At 61.4% G+C, this 23,740-nt stretch carries 27 protein-coding genes; 9 read left to right on the forward strand and 18 right to left on the reverse strand.

The annotated features are described in order from the left end of the window. Positions 1 to 64: 64 nt before the first annotated feature. From O0879_RS26875 to O0879_RS26885, 3 genes are all read left to right on the forward strand, one after another. On the forward strand, positions 65 to 532 hold the full coding sequence (locus O0879_RS26875; RefSeq protein ID WP_099665508.1) for a DUF2147 domain-containing protein: 468 nt from the start codon (positions 65 to 67) through the stop codon (positions 530 to 532). Positions 533 to 806: 274 nt separating this feature from the next. After that, positions 807 to 2,324: an ice-binding family protein gene (locus O0879_RS26880; RefSeq protein ID WP_289919675.1), complete on the forward strand. Its 1,518-nt coding sequence runs from the start codon at positions 807 to 809 to the stop codon at positions 2,322 to 2,324. A 13-nt stretch (positions 2,325 to 2,337) separates the two neighbouring features. Next, on the forward strand, positions 2,338 to 3,477 hold the full coding sequence (locus O0879_RS26885; protein WP_289919677.1) for an OmpA family protein: 1,140 nt from the start codon (positions 2,338 to 2,340) through the stop codon (positions 3,475 to 3,477). Positions 3,478 to 3,531: 54 nt separating this feature from the next. Here the strand turns inward: O0879_RS26885 and O0879_RS26890 are convergent, their stop codons facing one another. From O0879_RS26890 to tyrS, 11 genes are all read right to left on the reverse strand, one after another. Further along, complete coding sequence (locus O0879_RS26890; RefSeq protein WP_099668247.1) at positions 3,532 to 3,990, reverse strand: YaiI/YqxD family protein; 459 nt, start codon at positions 3,988 to 3,990, stop codon at positions 3,532 to 3,534. 32 nt (positions 3,991 to 4,022) lie between these two features. Next, positions 4,023 to 5,078, reverse strand: coding sequence for a Holliday junction branch migration DNA helicase RuvB (ruvB, locus tag O0879_RS26895; RefSeq protein ID WP_034749202.1), 1,056 nt, complete (start codon positions 5,076 to 5,078; stop codon positions 4,023 to 4,025). Positions 5,079 to 5,084: 6 nt separating this feature from the next. Beyond that, entirely contained in the window at positions 5,085 to 5,663 is a 579-nt protein-coding gene (gene ruvA, locus O0879_RS26900; protein WP_034784779.1) for a Holliday junction branch migration protein RuvA, read from the reverse strand. A gap of 42 nt (positions 5,664 to 5,705) precedes the next feature. Further along, a complete protein-coding gene (gene ruvC, locus O0879_RS26905; protein ID WP_289919679.1) occupies positions 5,706 to 6,245 on the reverse strand; it encodes a crossover junction endodeoxyribonuclease RuvC in 540 nt (179 codons plus the stop codon). 99 nt (positions 6,246 to 6,344) lie between these two features. Continuing rightward, positions 6,345 to 7,931, reverse strand: coding sequence for a bifunctional phosphoribosylaminoimidazolecarboxamide formyltransferase/IMP cyclohydrolase (purH, locus tag O0879_RS26910; protein ID WP_077399554.1), 1,587 nt, complete (start codon positions 7,929 to 7,931; stop codon positions 6,345 to 6,347). 102 nt (positions 7,932 to 8,033) lie between these two features. Then, positions 8,034 to 8,267, reverse strand: a complete 234-nt coding sequence (locus O0879_RS26915; RefSeq protein ID WP_008445162.1) for a helix-turn-helix domain-containing protein — start codon at positions 8,265 to 8,267, stop codon at positions 8,034 to 8,036. Positions 8,268 to 8,437: 170 nt separating this feature from the next. Beyond that, the gene (dusB, locus tag O0879_RS26920; protein ID WP_289919683.1) at positions 8,438 to 9,490 is read right to left on the reverse strand and encodes a tRNA dihydrouridine synthase DusB; all 1,053 of its coding nucleotides are present in this window, start codon (positions 9,488 to 9,490) and stop codon (positions 8,438 to 8,440) included. 105 nt (positions 9,491 to 9,595) lie between these two features. Then, entirely contained in the window at positions 9,596 to 10,240 is a 645-nt protein-coding gene (locus O0879_RS26925; RefSeq protein ID WP_289919685.1) for a histidine phosphatase family protein, read from the reverse strand. Positions 10,241 to 10,243: 3 nt separating this feature from the next. Beyond that, a complete protein-coding gene (locus O0879_RS26930) occupies positions 10,244 to 10,876 on the reverse strand; it encodes a YbhB/YbcL family Raf kinase inhibitor-like protein (RefSeq protein ID WP_289919687.1) in 633 nt (210 codons plus the stop codon). 18 nt (positions 10,877 to 10,894) lie between these two features. Then, positions 10,895 to 11,344, reverse strand: a complete 450-nt coding sequence (dtd, locus tag O0879_RS26935; protein ID WP_034784767.1) for a D-aminoacyl-tRNA deacylase — start codon at positions 11,342 to 11,344, stop codon at positions 10,895 to 10,897. Then, a complete protein-coding gene (gene tyrS / locus O0879_RS26940) occupies positions 11,341 to 12,606 on the reverse strand; it encodes a tyrosine--tRNA ligase (RefSeq protein WP_289919690.1) in 1,266 nt (421 codons plus the stop codon). The genes dtd and tyrS overlap by 4 nt, the downstream gene beginning before the upstream one ends. A gap of 154 nt (positions 12,607 to 12,760) precedes the next feature. Here tyrS and O0879_RS26945 point away from each other — a divergent pair, with 154 nt between their 5' ends. Continuing rightward, entirely contained in the window at positions 12,761 to 14,128 is a 1,368-nt protein-coding gene (locus tag O0879_RS26945) for a M23 family metallopeptidase (protein ID WP_099403330.1), read from the forward strand. Between the two features lie 120 nt (positions 14,129 to 14,248). Beyond that, on the forward strand, positions 14,249 to 15,376 hold the full coding sequence (locus O0879_RS26950) for an anhydro-N-acetylmuramic acid kinase (RefSeq protein WP_289919696.1): 1,128 nt from the start codon (positions 14,249 to 14,251) through the stop codon (positions 15,374 to 15,376). Positions 15,377 to 15,561: 185 nt separating this feature from the next. Here the strand turns inward: O0879_RS26950 and erpA are convergent, their stop codons facing one another. From erpA to rplM, 5 genes are all read right to left on the reverse strand, one after another. After that, entirely contained in the window at positions 15,562 to 15,924 is a 363-nt protein-coding gene (gene erpA, locus O0879_RS26955; RefSeq protein WP_029496047.1) for an iron-sulfur cluster insertion protein ErpA, read from the reverse strand. Between the two features lie 94 nt (positions 15,925 to 16,018). After that, positions 16,019 to 16,408, reverse strand: a complete 390-nt coding sequence (locus O0879_RS26960; protein ID WP_077408960.1) for a polymer-forming cytoskeletal protein — start codon at positions 16,406 to 16,408, stop codon at positions 16,019 to 16,021. 90 nt (positions 16,409 to 16,498) lie between these two features. Further along, positions 16,499 to 17,536: an N-acetyl-gamma-glutamyl-phosphate reductase gene (gene argC, locus O0879_RS26965; protein ID WP_251350997.1), complete on the reverse strand. Its 1,038-nt coding sequence runs from the start codon at positions 17,534 to 17,536 to the stop codon at positions 16,499 to 16,501. 169 nt (positions 17,537 to 17,705) lie between these two features. Continuing rightward, the gene (gene rpsI / locus O0879_RS26970; protein ID WP_010393285.1) at positions 17,706 to 18,098 is read right to left on the reverse strand and encodes a 30S ribosomal protein S9; all 393 of its coding nucleotides are present in this window, start codon (positions 18,096 to 18,098) and stop codon (positions 17,706 to 17,708) included. A gap of 9 nt (positions 18,099 to 18,107) precedes the next feature. Then, a complete protein-coding gene (gene rplM / locus O0879_RS26975; RefSeq protein ID WP_010393282.1) occupies positions 18,108 to 18,536 on the reverse strand; it encodes a 50S ribosomal protein L13 in 429 nt (142 codons plus the stop codon). A gap of 225 nt (positions 18,537 to 18,761) precedes the next feature. Here rplM and O0879_RS26980 point away from each other — a divergent pair, with 225 nt between their 5' ends. Next, entirely contained in the window at positions 18,762 to 19,190 is a 429-nt protein-coding gene (locus O0879_RS26980; protein ID WP_070278278.1) for an OsmC family protein, read from the forward strand. A 160-nt stretch (positions 19,191 to 19,350) separates the two neighbouring features. Here the strand turns inward: O0879_RS26980 and coq7 are convergent, their stop codons facing one another. Continuing rightward, complete coding sequence (gene coq7, locus O0879_RS26985) at positions 19,351 to 19,995, reverse strand: 2-polyprenyl-3-methyl-6-methoxy-1,4-benzoquinone monooxygenase (RefSeq protein ID WP_035824568.1); 645 nt, start codon at positions 19,993 to 19,995, stop codon at positions 19,351 to 19,353. Positions 19,996 to 20,080: 85 nt separating this feature from the next. Then, entirely contained in the window at positions 20,081 to 20,512 is a 432-nt protein-coding gene (locus O0879_RS26990) for a hypothetical protein (protein WP_077399521.1), read from the reverse strand. A 148-nt stretch (positions 20,513 to 20,660) separates the two neighbouring features. Between O0879_RS26990 and O0879_RS26995 the strand changes: the two genes are divergently transcribed. The 3 genes from O0879_RS26995 (at position 20,661) to O0879_RS27005 (ending at position 23,737) form a co-directional block, all read left to right on the forward strand. Further along, positions 20,661 to 21,440 carry an ATP-binding cassette domain-containing protein gene (locus O0879_RS26995; RefSeq protein ID WP_289919697.1) on the forward strand — a complete coding sequence of 260 codons (780 nt, stop codon included), beginning with the start codon at positions 20,661 to 20,663 and terminating at the stop codon, positions 21,438 to 21,440. Between the two features lie 3 nt (positions 21,441 to 21,443). Continuing rightward, complete coding sequence (locus O0879_RS27000; protein ID WP_289919699.1) at positions 21,444 to 22,640, forward strand: ABC transporter permease; 1,197 nt, start codon at positions 21,444 to 21,446, stop codon at positions 22,638 to 22,640. A gap of 203 nt (positions 22,641 to 22,843) precedes the next feature. Next, positions 22,844 to 23,737 (forward strand): ABC transporter ATP-binding protein, encoded by an 894-nt coding sequence (locus tag O0879_RS27005; protein ID WP_035824559.1) that lies wholly within the window; start codon positions 22,844 to 22,846, stop codon positions 23,735 to 23,737. Positions 23,738 to 23,740 lie beyond the last annotated feature (3 nt).

Raw genomic sequence — 23,740 nt, forward strand, 5'->3', positions numbered from 1 at the left:
GCTGGTCTTGCCTTGGTATATACACTGTTCGTGACCCGATCAAAAAAACCATTGGAGACTAGCAATGCATAAAATTTTCAAAGCAAGCGTCACAGCAAGCATCATGATGGCCGCCCTGGCCATCGCCGGCAGCGCCGCCGCGCGCGACGGCAACTACACCCCTGTCGGCACGTGGAAAACCATCGACGACGCCAGCGGCAAGCCGAAATCCCTCGTCGTCATCACGGAAAGCAATGGCGTCTTGCAAGGCAAGATCGAAAAGCTGTTCCGCGGCCCGAATGAAGAGCAAAATCCCAAGTGCGACAAGTGCACGGGCGCCAACAAGGACCAGCCCATCATCGGCCTGGTGATCCTGTCCGGCCTGAAATATGACGGCAAGGAATGGACGGGCGGCGAAATCACGGACCCGGCCAGCGGCAAGGTCTACAAGAGCAAGGCCGAGCTGATCGAAGGCGGCACCAAGCTGCAAGTGCGCGGCTATGTCGGCGTGCCGATGTTTGGCCGCTCGCAAACGTGGGTGCGCGAAGAGTAATCAACGCACGCCCTGTCCTGATGAAGCCGGCCCTGCGTCGGCTTTTTTGCGCCCCCCTGCGGCAAACCTGTTGTTTTCCAGGCCAAATTCCTCCCATTCTGGCGTATTTCCACGTGCGGGCAAGCTATGCGCGCCACCGAACATACTTGAAGTTTCCTAAATGAAATAGTGCATGCCTGTGACGCCATCGCCCTGTAGCGAAAGGCGGCATGGCTCTGCCGGATGACCCCATCCGCGGATGCCCGGCAATGACTGCCATGCACAAAGGAACTATATGAATCTCTTCAAGCGATATCTGACCCCGCTGCTCGTCTCGGCAGGTTTGTTGGCCATGACCGCCCTCGCCGGCTGCGGCGGCGGCGACCAGGGGCGCGATCCCATCCTCGGCTTGCCGGGCGCCACCCTGTCCAGCCTGGCAGTCACGCCCGCCACGGCCACCGTCGCCATCGGTGCGGGCCAGCAATTCACGGCCATCGCCACGTACAGCGACGGCTCGGCGCAAGACGTCAGCGCCAAGGCGGCCTGGACGTCGGCCACGCCGGCCAGCGCCACCGTCAATGCCGCCACGGGCTTGAGCACCGGCATTGCTGCCGGCACCTCGGCTATCGCTGCCGCATTTGGCGGCAAGAGCGCCAGCACCGTGCTGACCGTCACGCCAGCGACCTTGCTGGCTATTGCCGTCACGCCGCAAAACCCCATCATCCCCGTCGCCGCGACGCGCCAGCTGGCCGTCCTCGCCACGTATTCGGATGGCAGCACCGCCGACGTCACGGCCGGCAGCAGCTTCGTTGCCGCCACGCCCGCTTTCGCCAGTGTCGCCAGCAATGGCCTCGTCACCGGCGTTGCCTTTGGTAGCAGCGTCATGAATGCCAGCTTCAACGGCAAGACGGCCAGCACCACCGTCACCGTGCCTGCTGCCACCATCGTCAGCATCGCCGTCACGCCGGCCACCGCCAGCATCGCGGTCGGCACCCAGCAACAATTCATTGCCACGGCAACGTATTCGGACAGCTCGAACGCCATCATCACCAATAGCGCCGCCTGGACCTCGGGCACCGTCGCCAATGCCACGGTATTGAACACGGGCGTCGCCACGGGCATCGCCGTCGGCACCAGCAATATCACGGCCACGGCCGGCGGCCAGTCGGGCAGCGCGCTGCTGACCGTCACCGCCGTCGCCATCCCGCCCGTCCTGAACCCGATCATCCTGGGCCGCGCGGCGCCATTCGGCGTGCTGGCCGGCACTTCGATCACGAATAATTCGGGCGGCACCACCTTGATCACGGGCGACGTCGGCGCGCCTTCGCAAACGGTCGATCCGACCCAGGCGGCAGGTTTTACCAACTACAAATCGGGCGCCATCCTGGCCGGCGCCATGACGGATTTGCAAGCGGCGATCACGGACGGCAACAGCCGCACTTGCGACGTCAGCTTTGCCGGCGGCATCGACCTGGGTGGCCAGACCTTCGGCCCCGGCGTGTATTGCTATGCGGGCGCCATCAGCATCACGGGTACGCTGACCCTGAACGGTCCCGGCGTGTATATCTTCCGCACGGCGCTGACCTTGAATTCGACCGTCAATTCGGTGGTTGCCCTGAACAATGGCGCCACGGCCGACAACGTCAGCTGGCTGCCCGTCGGCCCGACCACCCTGGCCGCTAACAGCGTCTTCAAGGGCAATATCCTGGGCCAGTCGGCCGCCATCACGGTGGGCGACAACACGACCCTGCTCAACGGCCGCGTGCTGACGGCTGCCGCCGTTACCCTGCGCAACAACCAGATCACCAAATAACCGGGACATGACCATGACTATCGCACACACACTGGGCGCCCTGAGCGTGATGGCCGGCGCCTTGCTGGCGGCGCAATCGGCGCAGGCGCAGGACAACACTTTCATCAACCCGGACTGGGCCAACAGCGCCTGGTACCTCGGCGCGGGCGTGGGCCAGTCGCGCGCCACCATCGACGAACCGCGCCTGCGCGCCAGCCTGGCCGCCAACGGCGAAACCGTCACCGGTTTTTCCAAGGACCAGCGCGACACGGGCTATAAATTGTTTGTCGGCCGGCAACTGAACCAGTATGTCGCCGTGGAAGCGGGCTACTTTGACCTGGGCAAGTTCGATTTCCAGTCGACCACCAGCGACAACGGCGTGCTGAACGGGCAAGCGGGCTTTCGCGGCGTGAACCTGGACTTGCTGGGCCAGCTGCCGCTGTCGCAGCGCCTATCCCTGCTGGGCCGGGTCGGCATGCACTACACCAAGACGAATACGGAGTTCAGCGGCAACCGCCTGCTGGGTTCGGCCAATACGCATGCCAGCGAGCGCAAGCTCAACGCCAAGCTGGGCCTGGGCCTGGAATACAAGTTCAGCGAAGCGCTGGCCCTGCGCGGCGAAGTCGAGCGCTATCGCTTGAACGACGCCGTGGGCAACCGCGGCGATGCGGACCTGTATTCCATCAGCCTCGTGTATAAACTGGGCCGCCCGGCCAGCGCCACGCCCGCCTACCAGCCGGCGCCCGAAGTCGCCCCTGTCGTCGCCATGCCGGCGCCTGTCATCGTGGCCGCGCCGGCGCCAACACCGGTAGCGGAAAAAGTGTCGTTTGCTTCGGAGGCATTGTTTGATTTCGATCAATCGACGCTCAAGCCGCAAGGCAAGGCGGCGTTGGACCAGTTGCTGGGCCAGTTGAACGGCATGGACCTGGAAGTCATCGTCACGGTAGGCCATACGGATGCCGTCGGTCCGGATGCCTACAACCAGAAACTGTCGCAGCGCCGCGCCGAAGCCGTCAAGGCTTACCTGGTGGCGCAAGGCGTGGAAACGAACCGCGTCTACACGGAAGGCAAGGGAGAAACGCAGCCCGTGGCCGACAACACGAGCGCCGCCGGGCGCGCCAAGAACCGCCGCGTGACGGTGGAAGTGGTGGGTACGAGAAAAGTTGTGCGCTAGATCAAACTGGCTTTAAAAAAACCGGCTTGCGCCGGTTTTTTTTCGCCTGCCGCTTTACGCCGGCTTGCGGTGATGCTTGCTCAAATGCCGGTCCAGGCTATTGGCGAACTGTTGCCGGTCCGACTGGCTGAAGGCGGCCGGGCCGCCCGTGTCGACGCCGCCGCTGCGCAATTCTTCCATGAAGGCGCGCATCGTCAGTTGCTGGGCGATATTATCCTTCGTGTAAAACTCGCCACGCGGGTTCAGCGCAAAACCGCCCTTCGTCAGCACGTCGGCGGCCAGCGGGATGTCGCCCGTGATGACGAGGTCGCCGGGATTGAGCAGGCGCACGATTTCCTGGTCGGCCACGTCGGCGCCGGACGGCACTTGCACGGTGCGGATGAAACGCGAAGGCGGCACGCGCAAGCCCTGGTTGGCCACCAGGGTGAGCGGCAACTCCAGGCGGTCGGCGACTCTGTACAAAATTTCCTTGATGACGACGGGACAGGCATCGGCGTCGATCCAGATCTGCATGCCCGGCGCAGTCTGTTGGCTGCCTTCCGCCATCACAATTCCCACGCTTCGCCGCCGGGACCCATGCGCGGCGCACTGACGCCGAAGTGCAGGTACGCGGCCGGCGTGGCGACACGGCCACGGGGCGTGCGCTGCAAGAAACCTTGCTGTATCAGGTACGGTTCCAGCACATCTTCGATGGTATCGGCCGCTTCGCCGATGGCCGCCGCCAGGTTGCCGATGCCGACGGGGCCGCCGCCGAACTTGAACAGCACGGCTTCGAGCAGCTTGCGGTCCATCACATCAAAGCCGGCGGAATCGACGTCGAGCATGGCCAGCGCGCGGTCGGCCACCACCTTGGTGATCTCGCCATTGCTTTTGACTTCCGCGAAATCGCGCACGCGGCGCAGCAGGCGGTTGGCGATGCGGGGCGTGCCGCGCGCGCGCTGGGCGATTTCATGCGCGCCTTCCGGATCGATGGGCGCCTTCAGCAAGGCGGCGCTGCGCGTGACGATCTTCGTCAATTCGCCCGTGTTGTAGAACTCCAGGCGGGCAACGATGCCGAAGCGGTCGCGCAGCGGATTGGTCAGCATGCCGGCGCGCGTGGTGGCGCCCACTAATGTAAACGGTTGCAGATCGAGTTTTACGGAACGGGCGGCCGGGCCTTCGCCGATCATGATATCGATTTGATAATCCTCAAGCGCCGGATACAAAATCTCTTCCACGACGGGCGACAGGCGGTGGATTTCATCGATGAACAGGACATCGTTCGCTTCCAGGTTCGTCAGGATCGCCGCCAGGTCGCCCGGACGCTCCAGCACGGGGCCGGAGGTCTGGCGCAGGTTGACACCCATTTCGCGCGCGATGATGTGCGCCAGGGTCGTCTTGCCCAGGCCAGGCGGGCCGAACAATAAAGTGTGGTCGAGCGCTTCCTTGCGCTGGCGTGCGGCCGTAATAAAAATTTCCAGCTGGTCGCGGATCTTTTCCTGCCCCACATATTCATCGAGTTGCTTCGGGCGCAAGGCCCGTTCGATCGCCTCTTCGTTGTGCGAAATGGGCGCCGCATCGATGATGCGCTGTTCCGTGAAGCTGTCGGTCTGGATGCTCATGCCCTATCAGCCTTTCGACAGCGCTTTCAGCGCCAGTTTGATGCCGTCGGACACGCCGCTGCCGGCCGGCACGTTCTTCACGGCCGCCAGCGCTTCCTTGTCCGAATAGCCGAGCGCCACCAGCGCGTTGAGGATATCCGATTGGGCATCCGGCGCCGCATGCGCGCCCAGCGGACCGAGATCCGCACCGATCTTGCCCTTCAATTCCAGTAATAAACGTTCGGCCGTCTTCTTGCCGATACCCGGCACTTTCACGAGGCGGCCGGAATCCTGCAGGGTAATGGCTTGGGCCAGGTCGGCAATCGTCATGCCGGACAGTATCGACAGGGCCATGCGCGCGCCCACGCCCGTGATCTTGATCAGCTGGCGAAATACGGCACGCTCGGCCGCATTGCCAAAGCCAAACAGCAAATGCGCATCTTCGCGGATGGCCTGGTGCGTGAACAGCACGACTTTTTCACCCACGTGGGGCAAGTTATAAAAAGTGCTCATCGGCACGTCGACTTCATAGCCGACGCCCTGGCAATCGACCAGCAATTGTGGCGGATTCTTTTCAAGCAAAATACCGGAGAGACGGCCTATCATCGCGTGTTCCTAATGTTGTGTATATATATGAGGGCCATGCAGCTATCCCACTAAACGGCCGCGCTTCATGCGCAGCCCCTGCAGCTGGGGCGCCAGCGCGCCCAGCATGGCCAGCGCATCGATGCTGTTGGCATGGCAAATGGCCACGCCCAGGGCATCGGCCGCATCCGTGCCCGGCAAGCCCGGCAGTGACAACAAGCGGGAAACCATGTCCTGCACCTGCTCCTTGGCCGCCTTGCCGTGGCCCGTGACGGCCTGCTTCACTTGCAGCGCCGTGTATTCGGCCACCGACAGGTCGGCGTTGACGAGCGCGCAGATGGCCGCGCCACGCGCCTGGCCCAGCAGCAGGGTCGATTGGGGATTGACGTTGACAAACACTTTTTCGATGGCCGCGCAATCGGGCTGGTAGGTGCCGACGATTTCGCCCACGCCTTGCAGGATGACCTTCAGGCGCGGCGGCAATTCCCCTTCGGAACCCGTCTTGACGGTACCCGAAGCGATATAGCGCAGCTTGTTGCCGTGTTTTTCAATGACCCCAAAGCCGGTCGTGCGCAGGCCAGGATCGATGCCAAGAATAATCATCGCCAGATTCTATAATGAATACGGCAGGCACCGGTGAATAACCGGTGCCTGCCGCTGAGTTACTGCCAGCCGGGGTATTGAATCCCGGCCTGTTCCAGATCAATGACGGAAGTGACGGGTTCCGGTATACAACATGACAACGCCGCGCTCGTCCGCCGCATCGATCACTTCCTGGTCGCGCATGGAGCCGCCCGGGTGGATGACGCAGGTCGCGCCCGCGTCGACGACGACGTCGAGGCCGTCACGGAACGGGAAGAAGGCGTCCGACGCCACCACGGAGCCCGTCAGCGACAGGCCAGCGTTTTGCGCCTTGATGGACGCGATACGGGCCGAGTCGATACGGCTCATCTGGCCTGCGCCCACGCCCAGGGTCATGTTATTGCCGCAGAAGACGATGGCGTTCGACTTGACGAATTTCGCCACTTTCCAGGCGAACATCAGGTCGGCCAGTTGTTGCGGCGTTGGCTGCAGCTTGCTGACCACGCGCAAGTCGCCGATACCGACGTTTTTCGCGTCCGGCGACTGCACCAGCAAGCCGCCACCGACGCGCTTGAAGTCCATGGCGTGCACGCCGCCGCCCAGCGGGATTTCCAGCATGCGCACGTTTTGCTTGCTCGACAGAATCTGTTTCGCTTCGGCGGAGAACGATGGGGCGATCAGCACTTCGACGAACAGCTTGGCGATTTCGCCGGCGGTGGCGCCGTCGAGTTCGGTATTAAACGCGATGATGCCGCCGAATGCCGAGGTCGGGTCCGTCTGCAGGGCGCGCGCATACGCTTCCGCCGCATTCTTGCCCAGCGCTACGCCGCATGGGTTCGCGTGCTTGACGATGACGCAAGCGGCGCTTTGCTCGAAGCCGCCCATGCTCTTCACGCATTCCCAGGCCGCATCCGCATCGGCGATGTTGTTGTACGACAATTCCTTGCCTTGCAGCTGGCGGTAGTTGGCCAGCGCGCCATCGGTGGTGACCAGGTCGCGGTAGAAGGCGGCGCTCTGGTGCGGGTTTTCACCGTAGCGCATGTCTTGCACTTTCTCAAATGCAACGTTGAGGATTTGCGGGTAGGCGCCGCGCTCGGCGTGCACTTTCGTCGGGCCCAGGCTGGTCAGGTAATTGGTGATGGCGCCATCGTATTGCGCCGTGTGCGCAAAGACTTTTTTCGCCAGCATGAACTTGGTGTCGTAGCTGACGTCGCCGGCCTTGCCGTCGGCCGAGCGCATTTCCGCCAGCACGGCGTCGTAGTCGCTCGGGTCGCAGATGACGACCACGTCCTTGTGGTTCTTGGCCGCCGAACGCAGCATGGTCGGGCCGCCGATATCGATGTTCTCGATAGCGTCTTCCAGGGTGCAATCGGCCTTGGCGACCGTGCCCTGGAACGGGTACAGGTTGACCACCACCATGTCGATGGTCGGCATGTCGTGCTCGACCAGCTTCGACATGTGCTCAGGGAAATCGCGGCGCGCCAGGATACCGCCGTGCACTTTCGGGTGCAGGGTCTTCACACGGCCATCGAGCATCTCCGGGAAACCCGTGTAATCGGCAACTTCCGTGACGGGAACACCGTTGTCTGCCAGCAATTTTGCGGTACCGCCCGTGGACAGGAGGTTGACGCCGAGGGCGGACAGGGCGCGGGCGAATTCGAGAACGCCGGTCTTGTCGGAAACGGAGAGGAGAGCTTGTTTGATCATGGCTGTGGCTAGGTGGTTAAGTGTTCTTGGCGAATGGCGCCGCTCAGTCGTCTGGCTGAGGCGGCGGCGGATTCAAATCTTGGCGTCACTTGCATGCCGGCATTACAGCAAACCGTGCTCCTGCAATTTCTTGCGCAGGGTATTGCGGTTGATGCCCAGCATCTGCGCGGCGTGCGACTGGTTGCCATCGGCGCGTGTCATCACGACTTCCAGGATGGGCTTTTCCACGGTCAGCACGACCATGTCATAGATATTCGATGCTTGCTGTTCGCCCAGGTCATTGAAGTAATCTTCTAGACTTTTCTGTACGACTTCCTGAATGCTTTCTTTACTCATTTGTATGCTTCAACCGGCTGAACACCTGGCTATCCGGTGCCGCGTCGCTCATGCGGTCCGCGTGCTGCCCTCTTGCCTCGGTGTTGTAATTAATATTGCATGACGCTCTGTATATAGGCGCTCGCCCTTGTACTGCTGGTCACTGATTTATGCTGCTTGCTGCTATCTGCTCATGCTGCCGTGGCCACAGGTTCGATCACATCGATCAGGCCACTTTCACTGGATTCGGAGAGGCGGTATTGTAACCGTTCGCCAAATTTCCATTGCGACTCAAAAAATTGATCGACGGCCAGCAACTGGGCTTCCGTCGACTCCAGCAAGTTCATTTGCTGCCGGAACGCTTCGCCGCCTTCCAGATCCTTGACATACCAGCCGATGTGCTTGCGCGCCGTGCGCACGCCGAGGAATTCGCCATAAAACGCGTAATGGGCGCGCAAATGCTCATCCATCAGGGTGCGGACTTCATCCACGTAAGGCGCCGGCAACAAGGTGCCGGTGCGCAAAAAGTGGTCGATCTCGCGGCAAATCCACGGCCGCCCCTGCGCCGCGCGGCCGATCATGACGGCATCGGCGCCAGTTTGATCCAGCACAAAGCGGGCCTTCTCAGGACTGGTAATGTCGCCGTTGGCCACCACGGGAATGCCCACCGATGCTTTCACGGCGGCAATAGTTTCATATTCGGCATCGCCCTTGTAGCCATCGGCGCGCGTGCGGCCGTGCAAGGTCAGCATCTGGATGCCGGCTTGCTCGGCGATGCGGGCGATTTTCAGGGCATTCTTGTTTTCGCGGTTCCAGCCCGTGCGAAATTTCAAGGTGACGGGCACGTCGACGGCGTTGACGACGGCGTGCAAGATCTTTTCGACCAGGCTTTCGTTTTGCAGCAAGGCCGAACCGCACCAGCTGTTGCACACCTTTTTGACGGGGCAACCCATGTTGATGTCGATGATCTGCGCGCCCCGGTCCACGTTGAACTTGGCGCAGTCGGCCAGGTCTTGCGGATCGGCGCCGGCGATCTGCACGGCCTTCGGCTCCATTTCGCCCGCATGGTCCGTGCGGCGCGAGCTTTTTTCCGTCGCCCACAGGCGCGGATTCGACGCCGCCATCTCCGACACAGCGTAACCGGCGCCCAACTGCTTGCACAACTGGCGGAAAGGCCGATCCGTCACGCCCGCCATGGGAGCGACGAAAACGTTGTTGCGCAGAATGTGAGGGCCGATTTGCACTGAAGAACCTGGAATGGACGGAGGAACCTGCTATTTTAACCGATTCCCTGCCTAATTAATAAGCACTATTTTTTTGCTCAGTGCGTCAGAGTGAAGAGGGGCCGCTTAGCCCAGCTCGTCCATCGCGGGCGCGCTCAGGTGTTCGATATTTCCCCAGTGCACTAAATGCAGTTTGCCGTCCGCGTAAGAAAAACGGTTGACGCTGGCATTTTTGACCTGGAAGTCGCGCGGACTGTCGAGCGTCATGCCGACCGCCTCACGGTAGGCGCACTCGAGCACGCCGCCGTGGGCCACGATGGCGATCGTCTGGCCGTCATATTGCCCGGCCCAGCGGGCGATGGCGCCATTTGCGCGCGCATAGAACTGGCGGAAGCTTTCGGCCTGGCGCTCGCCCGACGGCATCACGGCGTCGATCTGGCGCGATTGCCACTGCGCATACTCGTGCGGATAGCGCGCGGCGATGTCCGCATACAGCAAGCCTTCGAAAGCGCCGTAGCAGCGCTCGCGCAGCAAGGGATCCGTTTGCACGGGTAAATCTTTCACGTCGGCCACGGCTTGCGCCGTCTGCTGCGCGCGTTGCAAGTCGCTGGCGATGATGGCGGCCAGCGGTTCGTCCGCCAGCGCCTGCCCCAGCGCCCCCGCTTGCGCCAGGCCCGCCTCGTTCAGGGCGATGTCGATATGGCCTTGCAGGCGGCGGCCCGCATTCCAGGCCGTTTCGCCATGGCGTATCAGTAAAATCGTGGTGCTCATGCGTTATTTCTTCAGGGTAAGTGCCAATTCGGGGTTGAGCGAATAGGCAACGACGAGCTGGGCTTCGTCGAGGATGTGGCCGTACAGGGCGGCGTGGGCTTGCTGCCCCGTAAAACGCTCGGGCAAGGTCAGCTGCGGCACGTCGAGCGCATACAGGCGGAAAATGTAGTGGTGGATGCGCTCGTCATTCCACGGCGGGCACGGGCCATCGTAGCCGTAATAGTCGCCGGCCATGTCCGGGTCGGCGGCAAACCAGCCCGTGTAGTCGTTCAAGCCCTGACGCAGCCCAATACCGGCAGGCTTGCCGCGCGGCGTGATGCCGCTGGAAAATTCTCCGGCGGCAATAACCCGCATGGCAGGCGGCAAGTCGAGCAAGCTCCAGTGATAAAAGTCGCCGCGCGGCGCCGTCAGCGGCAGGGCCTGGCCTTCAACATTGACCAGGCTGGCGTCTTGCGGCGCATCGGGGTCGATGCAGAACAGGGCCAGCGACTCGGTGCCGTTCGGCACCTCGTCCCAGGCCAGATGGGGATTGCGGTTGCCGGCGAGGCGCACGCGGCTGGCCGGATCGATCTCGGCAAAGGCATGGTCGGCCGGCATCAGGCCGCCATCACGAAACGTCTCGCTCCACAATTTCATCGCTTGCTCCTCTTTTAGTTATTGTTTGGCGTTCACTTGCAGCCAGAACGTGACGGGGCCGTCATTCGTCAGCGACACCTGCATGTCGGCGCCAAACTGTCCCGTCTGCACAGTCGCATGGCGGCTGCGCGCCTGGTCCACGAAATGCGTGAACAGGCGCAAGCCGTCCTGCGGCGCGGCGGCCGGCGTAAACGACGGGCGCGTGCCGGACTTGGTGTCGGCCGCCAAGGTGAACTGCGGCACCAGCAGCAAGCCGCCGGCCACGTCCGTCACGCTGCGGTTCATCTTGCCCGCCTCGTCGGCAAACACGCGATAGCCGAGCAACTTAGCCAGCAGGGCGTCCGCTTCCTTCTCCGTATCGCCCCGCTCCGCGCACACCAGCACCATCAGGCCGGCGTCGATGGCGCCGATGGTGGCGCCGGCAACGTCGACCTTTGCCTGCGTGACGCGCTGCAGCAGCGCGATCATGCCGTCAAGGTGACGCGCGCAAAGCTGCGCTTGCCAACTTGCAACACGAACTGACCGGCTGCCACTTGCAAGCCCTTGTCGCTGATGACGGTGCCGTCGATGCGCACGCCGCCCTGGTCGATCTTGCGCATGGCTTCCGACGTCGACGGGCACAGGCCCGCCTGTTTCAGCAGCTGCGGAATGCCCAGCGGCGCGCCGGCCAAGGTCACTTCCGGGATATCGTCGGGGATGCCGCCCTTCGAGCGGTTGACGAAGTCGGCCAGCGCATCTTCCGCCGCCTGCTGCGAGTGGAAGCGGGCGACGATTTCTTGCGCCAGTGCAACCTTGGCATCGCGCGGATTGCGGCCTTCCTCGACTTCGCGCTTCAGCTGCGCCAGTTCGGCGATCGAGCGCCACGACAGCAGCTCGTAGTAGCGCCACATCATGACGTCGGAAATGCTCATCAGCTTGGCGAACATGGTATTGCCCGGTTCCGTGATGCCGATGTAGTTATTCTTCGACTTGGACATTTTTTCCACGCCGTCCAAACCTTCCAGCAGAGGCATGGTCAAAATACACTGCTGCTCCTGTCCGTACTGCTTTTGCAGTTCGCGGCCCACCAGCAGGTTGAACTTCTGGTCCGTGCCGCCCAGTTCCAGGTCCGATTTCAGGGCCACCGAGTCGTAGCCCTGCATCAGCGGGTACAGGAATTCGTGTACGGAAATAGGAATGCCGCCCTGGAAGCGCTTGGTGAAGTCGTCGCGCTCGATCATGCGCGCCACCGTGTAGTGGGAAGCGAGCTGGATGATGCCGCGCGCGCCCAGCGGATCGCACCACTCGGAGTTATAGCGGATTTCGGTCTTGCTGGCGTCCAACACTAAAGATGCTTGCGCGAAATACGTCATCGCGTTAATCTCGATCTGTTCCTTGGTCAGGGGCGGACGCGTGACGTTGCGGCCCGACGGGTCGCCGATCATGGACGTGAAGTCGCCGATGAGGAAAATGACTTGATGGCCGAGGTTTTGCAGCTGGCGCATCTTGTTCAGGACGACAGTATGACCCAGATGCAAGTCGGGTGCGGTCGGGTCCAGGCCCAGTTTGATGCGCAGTGGAACACCGGTTTTCTCGGAGCGTGCTAATTTTTGCGCAAATTCGCTTTCGATCAAGAGTTCGTCGACGCCACGCTTGGTAATCGCGAGGGCTTCTTGTACTCTGTCCGACAGCGGAAGCGCGGTCTGAGCGGCGTTAGCCTTTGTAGGCGATGCGGTGGTGTTGATTTCCATAAAATTTGACTGTAGATCTCAAAATGGTAGTAGGTTTGCGGAGTTTGCTATAATGCTCGATCCCATCAATCTTGCCGTATGAAAACGAACCAAAATAACAATAACAAAGAGCACTAGTTCACGAATCGTTCAAGGGCAAATTTTAACTGATTGCATGAACCCTATACATAAAATCACAGGCTCACGCTTGTACACACAGCTGACGACGACACGCAAGGCACGCATTATCGGTGCCTCCGCAGTGCTGCTCGCCGTGGCCGCCTTCGGCGCGGTCGCTGTGTCGCCCATGGCGCCCGACGCATCCGATCTGCCGGTGACGTCCATCGCCCAAAACCTGGAAATGCCTGATCTCGCCTCGCAAATTTCCGCGATGGAACAGGTAGACCAGAATTTCACCCACGAAGAAAAAGTCCGCGCCGGCGATACCCTCGCCACCCTGCTGACCCGTCTCGGCGTGGATGATCCGGTGGCCGCCAATTTCATCAAAACCGACAAGATCGCGCGCGGCGTGATGTTGCTGAAATCGGGCAAGCGCGTGCAAGCGCAAACGTCCGAAAACGGCGACCTCAACTGGATGCGCGCCACCCTCGTCGACGGCACGGACAAATCGGTCAAGAATATCCTGATCACCCGCAAGGGCGACAAGTTCGTGGCCACGGAAGTGGCAGCCCAGCTGGAACGCCGCGTTGAAATGCACGCGCGCAAGATTACCTCCACCCTGTTCGCCGCCACCGACTCCAGCCTGGACGGCACCCGCCTGCCAGACTCGATTTCCGCGCAAATCGTGGAAATGTTCTCCACCAATATCGACTTCCGCTCCGACCTGAAACGCGGCGACTCGTTCAATGTTGTCTATGAAACATTCTGGCAAGATGGCGAATTTGTCCGAGCGGGCCGCATCCTGGCCGGTGAATTCACCAACCGCGGCACGACTTACCAGTCCGTTTGGTTCGAAGACCCAGCCAGCAAGCAAGGCGGCGGTTACTACAGTTTCGACGGCAAGTCCCTCAAAAAAGCCTTCCTGAAATCCCCCCTCGAATTCTCCCGCATCTCGTCCGGCTTCTCCATGCGCGTGCACCCGATTTCCGGCAACTGGAAAGCGCACAAAGGCATCGATTTCGCTGCAGCAACGGGCACGCCTATCCGCGCTTCGGGCGACGGCGTGGTCGATTCCGTCGGCAGCCAAAACGGCTACGGCAATGTTGTTGTCCTGAAACATTGGGCCAACTACACGACCGCCTATGCGCACATGAGCCGTTTCGCTTCGGGCCTGAAAAAAGGTCAAAAAGTGAGCCAGGGCGATGTGATCGGCTACGTCGGCACCACCGGCTGGTCCACGGGCGCCCATTTGCACTATGAATTCCGCGTTGGCGGCGTGGCGCAAGACCCAAGCAAGCTGAATGTGCAAGCCCAGGCGCCATTGACGGCCGCCGAGCTGAGCCGCTTCCGCATGGTGTCGGCCGACATGATGCACCGCTTCACCCTGCTGCGTCCGAACGACACGGCCCTGGCGTCGCGTTAAGCAACACTGCCTTCGGGCAACAATAAAGGCACCGCCCATGCAAATGGCCGGTGCCTTTGTTTTTTCCCGCGCGCTTTTGTTTTTCCTGCGCGCTTTTGCGTGCGGCACAAATGCGGCACAATGCACCTCACCACTTACGTATTCAAGGAAAACCCCATGCTGTATATCGGTTTAATGTCGGGTACCAGCCTCGATGGCGTCGACGGCGCGCTGGTCGACTTTTCCGACGAGGGCACGCGCAGCCTGGGCGATGCGTACATTCCCTTCCCCGCCAGCCTGCGCGCCGACCTGATGGCCTTGCAAAGTGCCGGCCAGAATGAAATCGAACGCGAAGCACTGGCGGCCAATCAACTCGTGCGCCATTACGCCAATTGCGTCGCCATGCTTTTAAGCAACGCGGGCATCGTCGCGGACGCCATCGCCGCCATCGGCGCGCATGGCCAGACCATCCGCCACCGCCCGGAGCTGGGTTTTACGCGCCAGTTGAACAATCCGGCCCTGCTGGCCGAATTGACGGGCATCGACGTCATCGCGGACTTGCGCAGCCGCGACGTGGCGGCCGGCGGCCAGGGTGCGCCGCTGGTGCCGGCCTTTCACCAGGCCATCTTCAATCTGCCGGGCCACACGCGCGTGCTGGCCAATATCGGCGGCATCAGCAATATCAGCGTGCTGCATGCGGATGGCACGGTGACGGGCTACGACACGGGCCCCGGCAATGCGCTGATGGATGGCTGGGTCTTGCGGCACCTGGGCCAGCCCTACGACGCCAACGGCGCCTGGGCCGCCACGGGCCAGCTCATCCCCGCCCTGCTGGCGGATTTGCTCGACGAGCCCTATTTTGACTTGCCGGCGCCGAAAAGCACGGGCCGCGACCTGTTCCATGCCGACTGGCTGAGCGCCAAGCTGGCCAATTACCCCACCGCCCTGCCCACCGACGTGCAGGCGACGCTGACCCAGCTGACGGCCGCCAGCCTGGCGCGCGCCATCCTGCGCGACGGGGCGCAGGCGGAAACCGTGTATGTGTGCGGCGGGGGGGCGCAGAACGCCAGCCTGATGGCGGCGCTGGCCGCCGAATTGCCGGGCATGGCGGTGGAGTCCACGCAAGCATTGGGCGTGGCGCCCAGCCAGGTCGAGGCGCTGGCCTTTGCGTGGCTGGCCTGGCGCTTTACGCAGCGCAAGCCTGGCAACTTGCCGGCGGTAACGGGTGCGCAGGGCTTGCGGGTACTGGGCGCGCTATACCCGCGTTGATACCGCATTGATCAAGAACAAGTGTTTCAGAAACACAAATAGCGGATCGATGATCCGCTATTTTTACGCTGCGCCTGTAAACCGGCGCGCCTGAAAAACGTTCAGGGCAAGGCGCATTGCCGAAGACAGTACAAATAGTACGGCGAGGCAATGCAACGCCGCCATGGGCGTTTTCTCGGGTGTGCTTATACCGAGAAAGACGAACCGCAACCGCAGGTGGACGTCGCTGTCGGATTCTTGATCACGAACTGCGCGCCTTCCAGGTCATCCTTGTAGTCGATTTCCGCGCCGACCAGGTACTGGTAGCTCATGGAATCGATCAACAGCTGGACGCCGTTCTTGACCATGGTGGTGTCATCTTCGTTGACGATTTCGTCGAAGGTGAAGCCGTACTGGAAGCCGGAACAGCCGCCACCCTGCACGAACACGCGCAATTTCAGGTCGGGATTGCCTTCTTCCTCGATCAGTTGCGCGACTTTTTCGGCGGCGCTATCGGTAAAGATGATAGGCGAAGGGATCACATCTTGCATTTCAGCGACTGCATTCATTTCAGACTCCTCAGAAAACATAGCCTCATTATAGACTGTTGGCGCAAGTCACGCTGCGGCCGCCGCTGGCGCGGCTGGCGGGTGTTGTTCCTGCTCACATTTCCGACACGGCCAGGTGCAGCACGGGGTCGGCGCTGTCGTGGCGGCTGAGCTTGCCCTGGACTTGCGCGCCGCTGTGCATTTCCAGCACCTTGTAATAGACCTCTCCTACAATGCGGGCTTTTGGCTGGATTTCAAGCATTTCGGACACATACACGGGGCCGTTGATCTCGCCGCTGACGACCAGGCTCGAGCAGCGCACCTCGCCATCAATGCGGCCCGCCTCGCCCAGCACCACATAGGTGGGGTCGCCCGGCTCGCCCGTGACGTTGCCGCGCACATGGCCGTCGATGCGCAGACCGCCGCAAAACAGCAAGTCGCCCTCGATCCGCGTGGAAGCGCCGATCAGGGTATCGATGGGGTTTTTCGCGTTGCGCTCGAACATGAACGTCATCCTGTCGGGGTACGTGGCAGTCCAATTTATCACAGGTCCGGCAAAAAGGCGCCAGACCTGCGCAAACGCCTGTGCCTATATTTAAGGCATCACGGCGATATGTTGCAAACCGGCCGTTTCTTTCAGGCCAAACATCAAGTTCATGCATTGCACGGCCTGGCCCGCTGCACCCTTGACCAGGTTGTCCTGCACCACCAGCACGACGACGGTATTGCCGCCTTCGGGACGGTGCAAGGCCAGGCGCAGCATGTTCGAGCCGCGCGTGGAGCGGGTTTCCGGGTGCGAGCCGAACGGCATCACGTCGACGAAAGGCTCATCCTTGTATTGCTCTTCGAACAAGGATTGCAATTCTTCATTGCTGACATCCTTGTTCAGCTGCGCGTACAGGGTCGAATGCATGCCGCGGATCATCGGCACCAGGTGCGGCGTGAAGGTCAGCGCCACTTTCTCGTCCGTGAAACGCTGCAATTGCGCCGTCGTTTCCGGCAGGTGGCGGTGGCCGGCCACGCCGTAGGCCTTGAAGCTGTCGCTTGCCTCCGAGAACAGGATGCCGATTTCCGCCTTGCGGCCGGCGCCGGACACGCCCGACTTGCAGTCGGCGATCAAGCCGCCCGCATTGACCAGGCCTGCCTTGAGCAGCGGGTAAAAGCCCAGCTGCATGGTGGTCGGGTAGCAACCGGGGTTGGCGATCAGCTTCGCTTGCTTGATGTCTTCGCGGTTCAGTTCCGGCAAGCCGTACACGGCCTGTTCGATCAGCTCCGGCGCCGTGTGGGGAATCTTGTACCACTGCTCGAACTTGGCCTGGTCTTTCAGGCGGAAGTCGGCAGCCAGGTCGATGACCTTCACGCCGGCGGCCAGCAGCGCTGGAGCTTGCGCCATCGCAACACCGTGCGGGGTGGCAAAGAAGACCACGTCGCACTGCTCCAGGTTGGCTTTATCGGGCGAGGAAAACGCCAGTTTCACGTGGCCACGCAGGGAAGGATACATGTCAGCAACGGGCAAGCCATCTTCCTTGCGCGAAGTAATCGCCGTCAACTCGACATCTGGATGGGTAGCGAGCAAACGCAGCAATTCCACGCCCGTGTATCCAGTGCCGCCGACGATGCCAACTTTGATCATGTTCTTTCCTTGTGTATATATTGCATAGAGATGGAGGGGAGACAGTCCCCACGGGATTTCCGCGTATTTTACAGCGCAACGCCGAGTCACGCTGAAATGCAAAAAAGCCGCGAGACCGAAGTCCAGCGGCTTTTCGACCAGCACCCCGGAAGGTGCTGTAGCGTAGAAATTAACGCTTCGAGAATTGCTTTGCGCGACGTGCTTTGCGCAGACCAACTTTTTTACGCTCGACTTCACGTGCATCGCGGGTAACGAAGCCGGCTTTCGCCAGTTCCGGTTTCAACGCTGCATCGTAGTCGATCAGAGCGCGGGTGATGCCGTGACGAACTGCACCAGCCTGGCCCGACTCACCGCCGCCATGGACGTTGACTTTGATGTCGAAACGCTCAACATTGCCGGTCAGTTCCAGTGGTTGACGGATGACCATCAGACCCGTTTCGCGCGAAAAGTATTCGTTTGCTGGTTTGCCGTTAACAACGATCAAGCCTGTGCCAACTTTGATAAAAACCCGAGCCACTGCACTTTTGCGACGGCCGGTTCCATAATTGTAATTACCGATCATGTCAGTTCCTTAGAGAACAAGTGCTTTAGGTTGCTGAGCAGCGTGCGGATGGGAACCTTCCGCGTACACTTTCAGCTTCTTGATCATTGCGTAGCCGAGTGGGCCTTTAGGCAGCATGCCTTTGACCGCTTTCTCAAGCGCGCGACCTGGAAAACGCTGTTGCATTTTCTGGAAGTTGGTTTCGTAGATGCCGCCTGGATAGCCAGAGTGACGGTAGTAAATTTTCTCAGTAGCTTTGGTACCGGTCACACGCAGTTTGCCTGCGTTGATGACGACGATGAAGTCGCCGGTATCGACGTGAGGAGTAAATTCTGGTTTGTGTTTGCCGCGCAGTCGGAGTGCCACTTCGCTGGCAACACGTCCGAGGACTTTGTCCGTCGCGTCAACCACGAACCAATCGCGCTGGACTTCATGTCCTTTAGCGGAAAATGTTTTCATGTTGACTTCCTAATAGATTACACGCTCAAATGGTGGTTCCGCCGATGCTGCTATGCGGACTCTGCCTTATTTACTTTTCCTGAGCGAACGGAAAGCCGACAAGTATAAGCGGCTTTGCCTTGCCGCGTCAAGCTGCAATCGAGGCCGGCTGCGGCCCGGCGGGCGGCACATGGATGGGCATTCCTCTATTACAATACAAAACGCTTACAATTTTCGGAGAGTACGATGGAATGCAAAGTCAGCTGGAATGGCCCGTCGGGCATGAGTTTTCGGGCAGAAACGGGTTCCGGCCACCTGGTGACCATGGATGGCGCGCCCGACGGCGGCGGCCACAACCTGGCGCCGCGCCCCATGGAAATGGTCTTGCTGGGCACCGGCGGCTGCACCGCCTATGACGTGGTGCTGATCCTGAAACGAGGGCGCGAAGCCGTCAGTGGCTGCGAAGTCACCCTGAAGGCCGACCGCGCCGACACCGATCCGAAAGTATTTACCAAGATCCACTTCCACTTCACCGTGCGCGGCAAGGCCCTGAAACCCACCGCCGTCGAACGGGCCGTGGCCTTGTCGCATGATAAATATTGCTCGGCGTCGATCATGCTGGCCAAGACGGCGGAGATCACGCATTCCTTCGAGATCATCGAAGAAAGCGCCTGACCAAACCTACTGCGCGTCGGTATAGGCGGCCTGCGATGCTCACCGTGCTCCAGCACGGTTGCGCTTCTCGACCACCTCTCCCTTCCGCTCGCTACGGTTTTGTCAGGCGTTTCACGGCTCAGGCATGCATAAAAAAGGCGCTCTTCAGAGCGCCTTTGTTTTAAATGTAATACGCGGTTTTTGTCATCACTTTGCCCATGATGCCCATCAACGCCTTCACGGGCGCCGGGGTGTCGATGGCGCCCAGTCGCTGGGCGGCGGCGCCGTGTTCCACTTCATCGATGGCCATCTGTTTCACAATGGCGCGCGACTTGGCGTCCTGCGGCGGCAATTCCTGCAAGTGGCTGGCCAGGTGCGCTTCCACCTGGCGTTCCGTTTCCACCACGAAACCCAGGCTGCGGCCGTCGCCCATGCGCGCGGCGATGGTGCCCAGCGCAAACGAACCCGCATACCACAGGGGATTGAGCAGGCTCAGACGCGAGCCCAGCTCCGTCAGGCGCTGCGCCGTCCAGGCCAGATGGTCTTCCTCTTCGCGTCCCGCTTCGTCGAACTGGGCGCGGATGGCCGGGCTGTGCGCATAGCGCGCCTGCGAGTTGTACAAGGCTTGCGCGCACACTTCGCCCACATGATTGACGCGCATCAAGCCGGCGCTGTGGCGCTGTTCGGCCGGGCTCAGTTCCGCATCGGGCGCATGCGCGGCCGGCGTGGGGCGCGAGGCCGAAGCCACGCCCGCCATGACGCGCAGGGCCTTGTCGGCGCCAACAATCAAACGATCCAGGGGGTCAAAGTGGCGGTTCGCGGTCATCGTGGCTATTCATGTAAGGGAAAACATGGATTATAGGACGATCAGGGCCTGCCGTACCCACGCCGCGCGCAGGGTGAACGGGGCTTTATTGACTTGTGCGCGCTTTTTCCCGCTCGATCCAGTCCACCACGGGGCCGACGGCGTCCAGGCCGGACAGGCTTTTCGCCACGCCCAGATTCAGTGAGATCAGGAAAGAAATGCTGTCGACGGGGATGTCCGGGCAATGTTCGGCAAACGCGGCGCGAAAACGCTCCGCTTGCAGCACGCGCAAGACTTTCTCGCCGCTCATGAATTGCAGCACGCTGGCGATGCTGTGCCCGCCACCGATCGAGTGGTAGATAAAACGGTTGTATTTCGCGTCGATCTGCTTGAAATCGAGGGTTTCCTCCGTCATCAGGCCCGCCAGGTAGTACAGCCCCAGGCTGACGCGGAAGAAACCGATGGCTTCGGCACTGGTCATGCCGGCGCGCGCCACGGCCAGTACCTTGTCCTGCATCGCCTGATCGATCGTTTGCATTGCGCTCTCCCGCGCCGTCCGCCGGCGCCCACCGGGCCAGCTTGCATGAAGATGCTGTTTTTTTCAATAGACCAAACGATATTTCCACCTTGCAAGTTACATTTTTTGCATGCTACTCTCATTCTTCACCGTTAAATGGATGAAGCACATGATTGAGGTCAAGCACCTGGCAAAACGTTTCCGCATGCCGCCCCACAAGGGCAAGGCCGTGCACGTCAGCGATCCGCGCGAACACGAGGGCTGGTTTCACGCCGTGCGCGATGTCAGTTTCAGCTGCGCCCCCGGCGAAGTGCTGGGCCTGCTGGGCCCGAATGGCGCCGGCAAGACCACCACCCTGCGCCTGCTGTCGACGGCCTTGCAGGCGGACGCGGGCAGCGCCCTCGTCAACGGCGTCGACGTGCTGCGCCAGCCGCTGGTGGCGCGCCAGAGCATCGGCTTCCTGTCCGGCTCGACAGGCTTGTATGGCCGCCTGACGGCGCGCGAGAACGTGGAGTATTTCGGCCGCCTGCATGGCATGCCGGCCGACAAGCTGAAACGCCGCTGCGACGAACTGTTTTCACTGCTGCAAATGGAGGAATACGGCGGTAAGCGGGCCGATCAATTGTCGACGGGCATGAAACAGAAGTGCGCGATCGCCCGCACCGTCGTGCACGAACCGCAGGTGGTGATCCTCGACGAACCGACGACGGGCCTGGACGTGATGTCGGCCAAGATCTTGCTCGACTTCATCGCCAGCTACAAGGCGCTGCGCGTGCCGCTGATCTTTTCCACGCACCACCTGCACGAGGTGGAAAAGCTGTGCGACCGCGTCTGCATCATCAACCGCGGCACCACCGCCTTCAATGGCACGGTCAGCGAACTGCGCCACCTGGGCGGCAGTGCCGATCTGTACGACGCCTTTGTCAGCGTCATCAACCAGGGAGCCTGAGCCATGTGGACCATTTATGTGAAAGAGTTGCTGGAACTCACGCGCGACCGCAAGACGCTGATCTTCACCATCCTCATCCCCATCTTTGCCATGCCGCTGATCTTTGGCGGCTTCGCTTATGTCTCAAGCAATATGTTCAAGAACGCGAAGACGGCGGAAATGCGCTACGCCCTGTTCGGCAAGGACCATTCGCCGGGCTTGAGCGGGCGTTTTGCCCAACAGCACAACCTGCGCGAAGTGCCGCTGGCCAGCGAGGGCGACATCCGCCGCGCCATCGGCGACGACACCATCAAGTTCGCCGTCGTCATTCCGCCGCATTTTGAAGCATCGCTGCAGCAACAGCAGCAAACGAAGGTAGTGCTGCACTACAACAGCGCCAGCACGGTCGACGTGACCCAGCAGCGGGTGCGCGAGATCGTCGAGGCGTACAACGCCAGCCTGCGCGAAAGCGCGCTGTCGGCCCTGAACCTGAGCCCGGCCCAGCTGGCTTTTGCCCTGCACCCCATCGTGCTCGACAAACAGTCGACGGCCAACGAGCGCGAGCAGATGGGCGCCATCGTCGGCGGCATGCTGCCCTATCTGCTGCTGATGGTGTGCCTGACGGCGGCCATGTATCCGGCCATCGACCTGGGCGCCGGCGAAAAGGAGCGGGGCACGCTGGAAACCCTGCTGCTGGCACCCGTGCCGCGCAGCGCCATCGTGCTGGCCAAGTTCTTCGTGCTGTTTACGGTGGGCATGACCTCGGCCGTGCTGATGGTGGGCAGCATGGGCGCCCTGCTGGCCATCTTCGGCAGTTCGCTGGAAGGCAACATGGCCGTGATGGTGCGCAGCATCGGCTTGCCCGACCTGGCCATGGTGACCCTGATGCTGGTGCCCACGGCCGCCATCTTTGCCTCGCTGCTGCTGTCGATCTCGATCTACGCGAAAAGCTACAAGGAAGCGGCCGGCATGATCACGCCATTGATGCTGTTCGTCATCCTGCCCACGGTAGCGGCCATGCTGCCCGGCGTCGAACTGAACTGGATGTGGGCCATGGTGCCGCTGACCAACGTGTCGCTGGCCATGAAGGAATTGGTCAAGGGCACCATGGATTACCGCATGTTCGGCGTGATCCTCGCCTCGACCACGGTAATCGCAGGCGCCCTGCTGATGCTGTGCCGCTGGTGGTTTAACCGTGAATCGGTGCTATTCCGTAATTGATAGTCACGCGGCGCGCCAGCGGGGCGAAACAGGCCCCCACGGAAGCCCCATACGGGCGCGCCGTCCACCCCGCCCAATTGCACTCTGGTCACGCGAAAATGCCGTGTATCGCATGCAACTGCCCAGTACGTCTTAAATTCAATACAATGCCAGCATACAGAAGCCCTGCACCATCGGGCTGCAACGCATGAGTTAGGAGTTGTATGGAATTGCAGATTCGCAAATTGTCGAAGACCTACGCGAATGGCGTGGTGGCGCTGGATAACGTGTCGCTGACGATACCGCCCGGGATGTTTGGCTTGCTGGGCCCGAATGGCGCCGGCAAGTCGACCCTGATGCGCACCCTGGCCACCTTGCAGGAATGCGATTCCGGCTCCATTTTCTTCGGCGACTACGACGTGCTCGACGACAAGGACGAGATCCGCCGCATGCTCGGCTATCTGCCGCAAGACTTCGGCCTGTACCCGAAAGTGACGGCCTACGAGCTGCTCGACCACTTCGCCACCTTGAAAGGCCTGTCGCAGCGGGCGCGCCGGCGCGAGGTCGTCGATGGCCTGTTGCAGCAAACCAACCTGTTCGACGTGCGCCACCAGCGCCTGGGCAGCTTTTCCGGCGGCATGCGCCAGCGCTTCGGCATCGCGCAAGCCCTGCTGGGCGACCCGAAACTGATCATCGTCGACGAGCCGACGGCCGGCCTCGACCCGCAGGAAAGAGTCCGCTTCCATAACTTGCTGTCCGACATCGGCGAAGACAAGACGGTGATCCTGTCGACCCACATCGTGTCCGACGTGGCCGACCTGTGCGCCAACATGGCCATCATCAACAAGGGCCATTTGCTGCTTTGCGGCAAGACCCAGGAACTGATCGACGAAGTCAGCTGCAAGATCTGGGCGCGCTTCGTCGAGAAGAAAGAGCTGGCCAGCTTCCAGCAGCGCCACGCCGTCATTTCCACGCGCTTGCTGTCGGGCCGTACCTTGATCCACGTCTACAGCGACGACGACCCGGGCGACGGCTTCGAGGAAGCCATCGGCGACCTGGAAGACCTGTACTTCGCCACCATTGCCGGGCGCCACCGCGTCGCCCCGCAGTGCGACTGAGGG

Source organism: Janthinobacterium sp. SUN120 (genome assembly GCF_030397735.1).
Taxonomy (GTDB): domain Bacteria; phylum Pseudomonadota; class Gammaproteobacteria; order Burkholderiales; family Burkholderiaceae_D; genus Janthinobacterium; species Janthinobacterium kumbetense.

What these genes read in the sequence shown, in the direction of transcription:
- O0879_RS26875 (WP_099665508.1), top strand. Translation starts at nt 65, where the DNA reads ATGCATAAAATTTTCAAAGCAAGCGTCACAGCAAGCATCATGATGGCC.
- O0879_RS26880 (WP_289919675.1), top strand. Translation starts at nt 807, where the DNA reads ATGAATCTCTTCAAGCGATATCTGACCCCGCTGCTCGTCTCGGCAGGT.
- O0879_RS26885 (WP_289919677.1), top strand. Translation starts at nt 2,338, where the DNA reads ATGACTATCGCACACACACTGGGCGCCCTGAGCGTGATGGCCGGCGCC.
- O0879_RS26890 (WP_099668247.1), bottom strand. Translation starts at nt 3,990, where the DNA reads ATGCAGATCTGGATCGACGCCGATGCCTGTCCCGTCGTCATCAAGGAA.
- ruvB (WP_034749202.1), bottom strand. Translation starts at nt 5,078, where the DNA reads ATGAGCATCCAGACCGACAGCTTCACGGAACAGCGCATCATCGATGCG.
- ruvA (WP_034784779.1), bottom strand. Translation starts at nt 5,663, where the DNA reads ATGATAGGCCGTCTCTCCGGTATTTTGCTTGAAAAGAATCCGCCACAA.
- ruvC (WP_289919679.1), bottom strand. Translation starts at nt 6,245, where the DNA reads ATGATTATTCTTGGCATCGATCCTGGCCTGCGCACGACCGGCTTTGGG.
- purH (WP_077399554.1), bottom strand. Translation starts at nt 7,931, where the DNA reads ATGATCAAACAAGCTCTCCTCTCCGTTTCCGACAAGACCGGCGTTCTC.
- O0879_RS26915 (WP_008445162.1), bottom strand. Translation starts at nt 8,267, where the DNA reads ATGAGTAAAGAAAGCATTCAGGAAGTCGTACAGAAAAGTCTAGAAGAT.
- O0879_RS26925 (WP_289919685.1), bottom strand. Translation starts at nt 10,240, where the DNA reads ATGAGCACCACGATTTTACTGATACGCCATGGCGAAACGGCCTGGAAT.
- O0879_RS26930 (WP_289919687.1), bottom strand. Translation starts at nt 10,876, where the DNA reads ATGAAATTGTGGAGCGAGACGTTTCGTGATGGCGGCCTGATGCCGGCC.
- dtd (WP_034784767.1), bottom strand. Translation starts at nt 11,344, where the DNA reads ATGATCGCGCTGCTGCAGCGCGTCACGCAGGCAAAGGTCGACGTTGCC.
- tyrS (WP_289919690.1), bottom strand. Translation starts at nt 12,606, where the DNA reads ATGGAAATCAACACCACCGCATCGCCTACAAAGGCTAACGCCGCTCAG.
- O0879_RS26945 (WP_099403330.1), top strand. Translation starts at nt 12,761, where the DNA reads ATGAACCCTATACATAAAATCACAGGCTCACGCTTGTACACACAGCTG.
- O0879_RS26950 (WP_289919696.1), top strand. Translation starts at nt 14,249, where the DNA reads ATGCACCTCACCACTTACGTATTCAAGGAAAACCCCATGCTGTATATC.
- erpA (WP_029496047.1), bottom strand. Translation starts at nt 15,924, where the DNA reads ATGAATGCAGTCGCTGAAATGCAAGATGTGATCCCTTCGCCTATCATC.
- O0879_RS26960 (WP_077408960.1), bottom strand. Translation starts at nt 16,408, where the DNA reads ATGTTCGAGCGCAACGCGAAAAACCCCATCGATACCCTGATCGGCGCT.
- argC (WP_251350997.1), bottom strand. Translation starts at nt 17,536, where the DNA reads ATGATCAAAGTTGGCATCGTCGGCGGCACTGGATACACGGGCGTGGAA.
- rpsI (WP_010393285.1), bottom strand. Translation starts at nt 18,098, where the DNA reads ATGATCGGTAATTACAATTATGGAACCGGCCGTCGCAAAAGTGCAGTG.
- rplM (WP_010393282.1), bottom strand. Translation starts at nt 18,536, where the DNA reads ATGAAAACATTTTCCGCTAAAGGACATGAAGTCCAGCGCGATTGGTTC.
- O0879_RS26980 (WP_070278278.1), top strand. Translation starts at nt 18,762, where the DNA reads ATGGAATGCAAAGTCAGCTGGAATGGCCCGTCGGGCATGAGTTTTCGG.
- coq7 (WP_035824568.1), bottom strand. Translation starts at nt 19,995, where the DNA reads ATGACCGCGAACCGCCACTTTGACCCCCTGGATCGTTTGATTGTTGGC.
- O0879_RS26990 (WP_077399521.1), bottom strand. Translation starts at nt 20,512, where the DNA reads ATGCAAACGATCGATCAGGCGATGCAGGACAAGGTACTGGCCGTGGCG.
- O0879_RS26995 (WP_289919697.1), top strand. Translation starts at nt 20,661, where the DNA reads ATGATTGAGGTCAAGCACCTGGCAAAACGTTTCCGCATGCCGCCCCAC.
- O0879_RS27000 (WP_289919699.1), top strand. Translation starts at nt 21,444, where the DNA reads ATGTGGACCATTTATGTGAAAGAGTTGCTGGAACTCACGCGCGACCGC.
- O0879_RS27005 (WP_035824559.1), top strand. Translation starts at nt 22,844, where the DNA reads ATGGAATTGCAGATTCGCAAATTGTCGAAGACCTACGCGAATGGCGTG.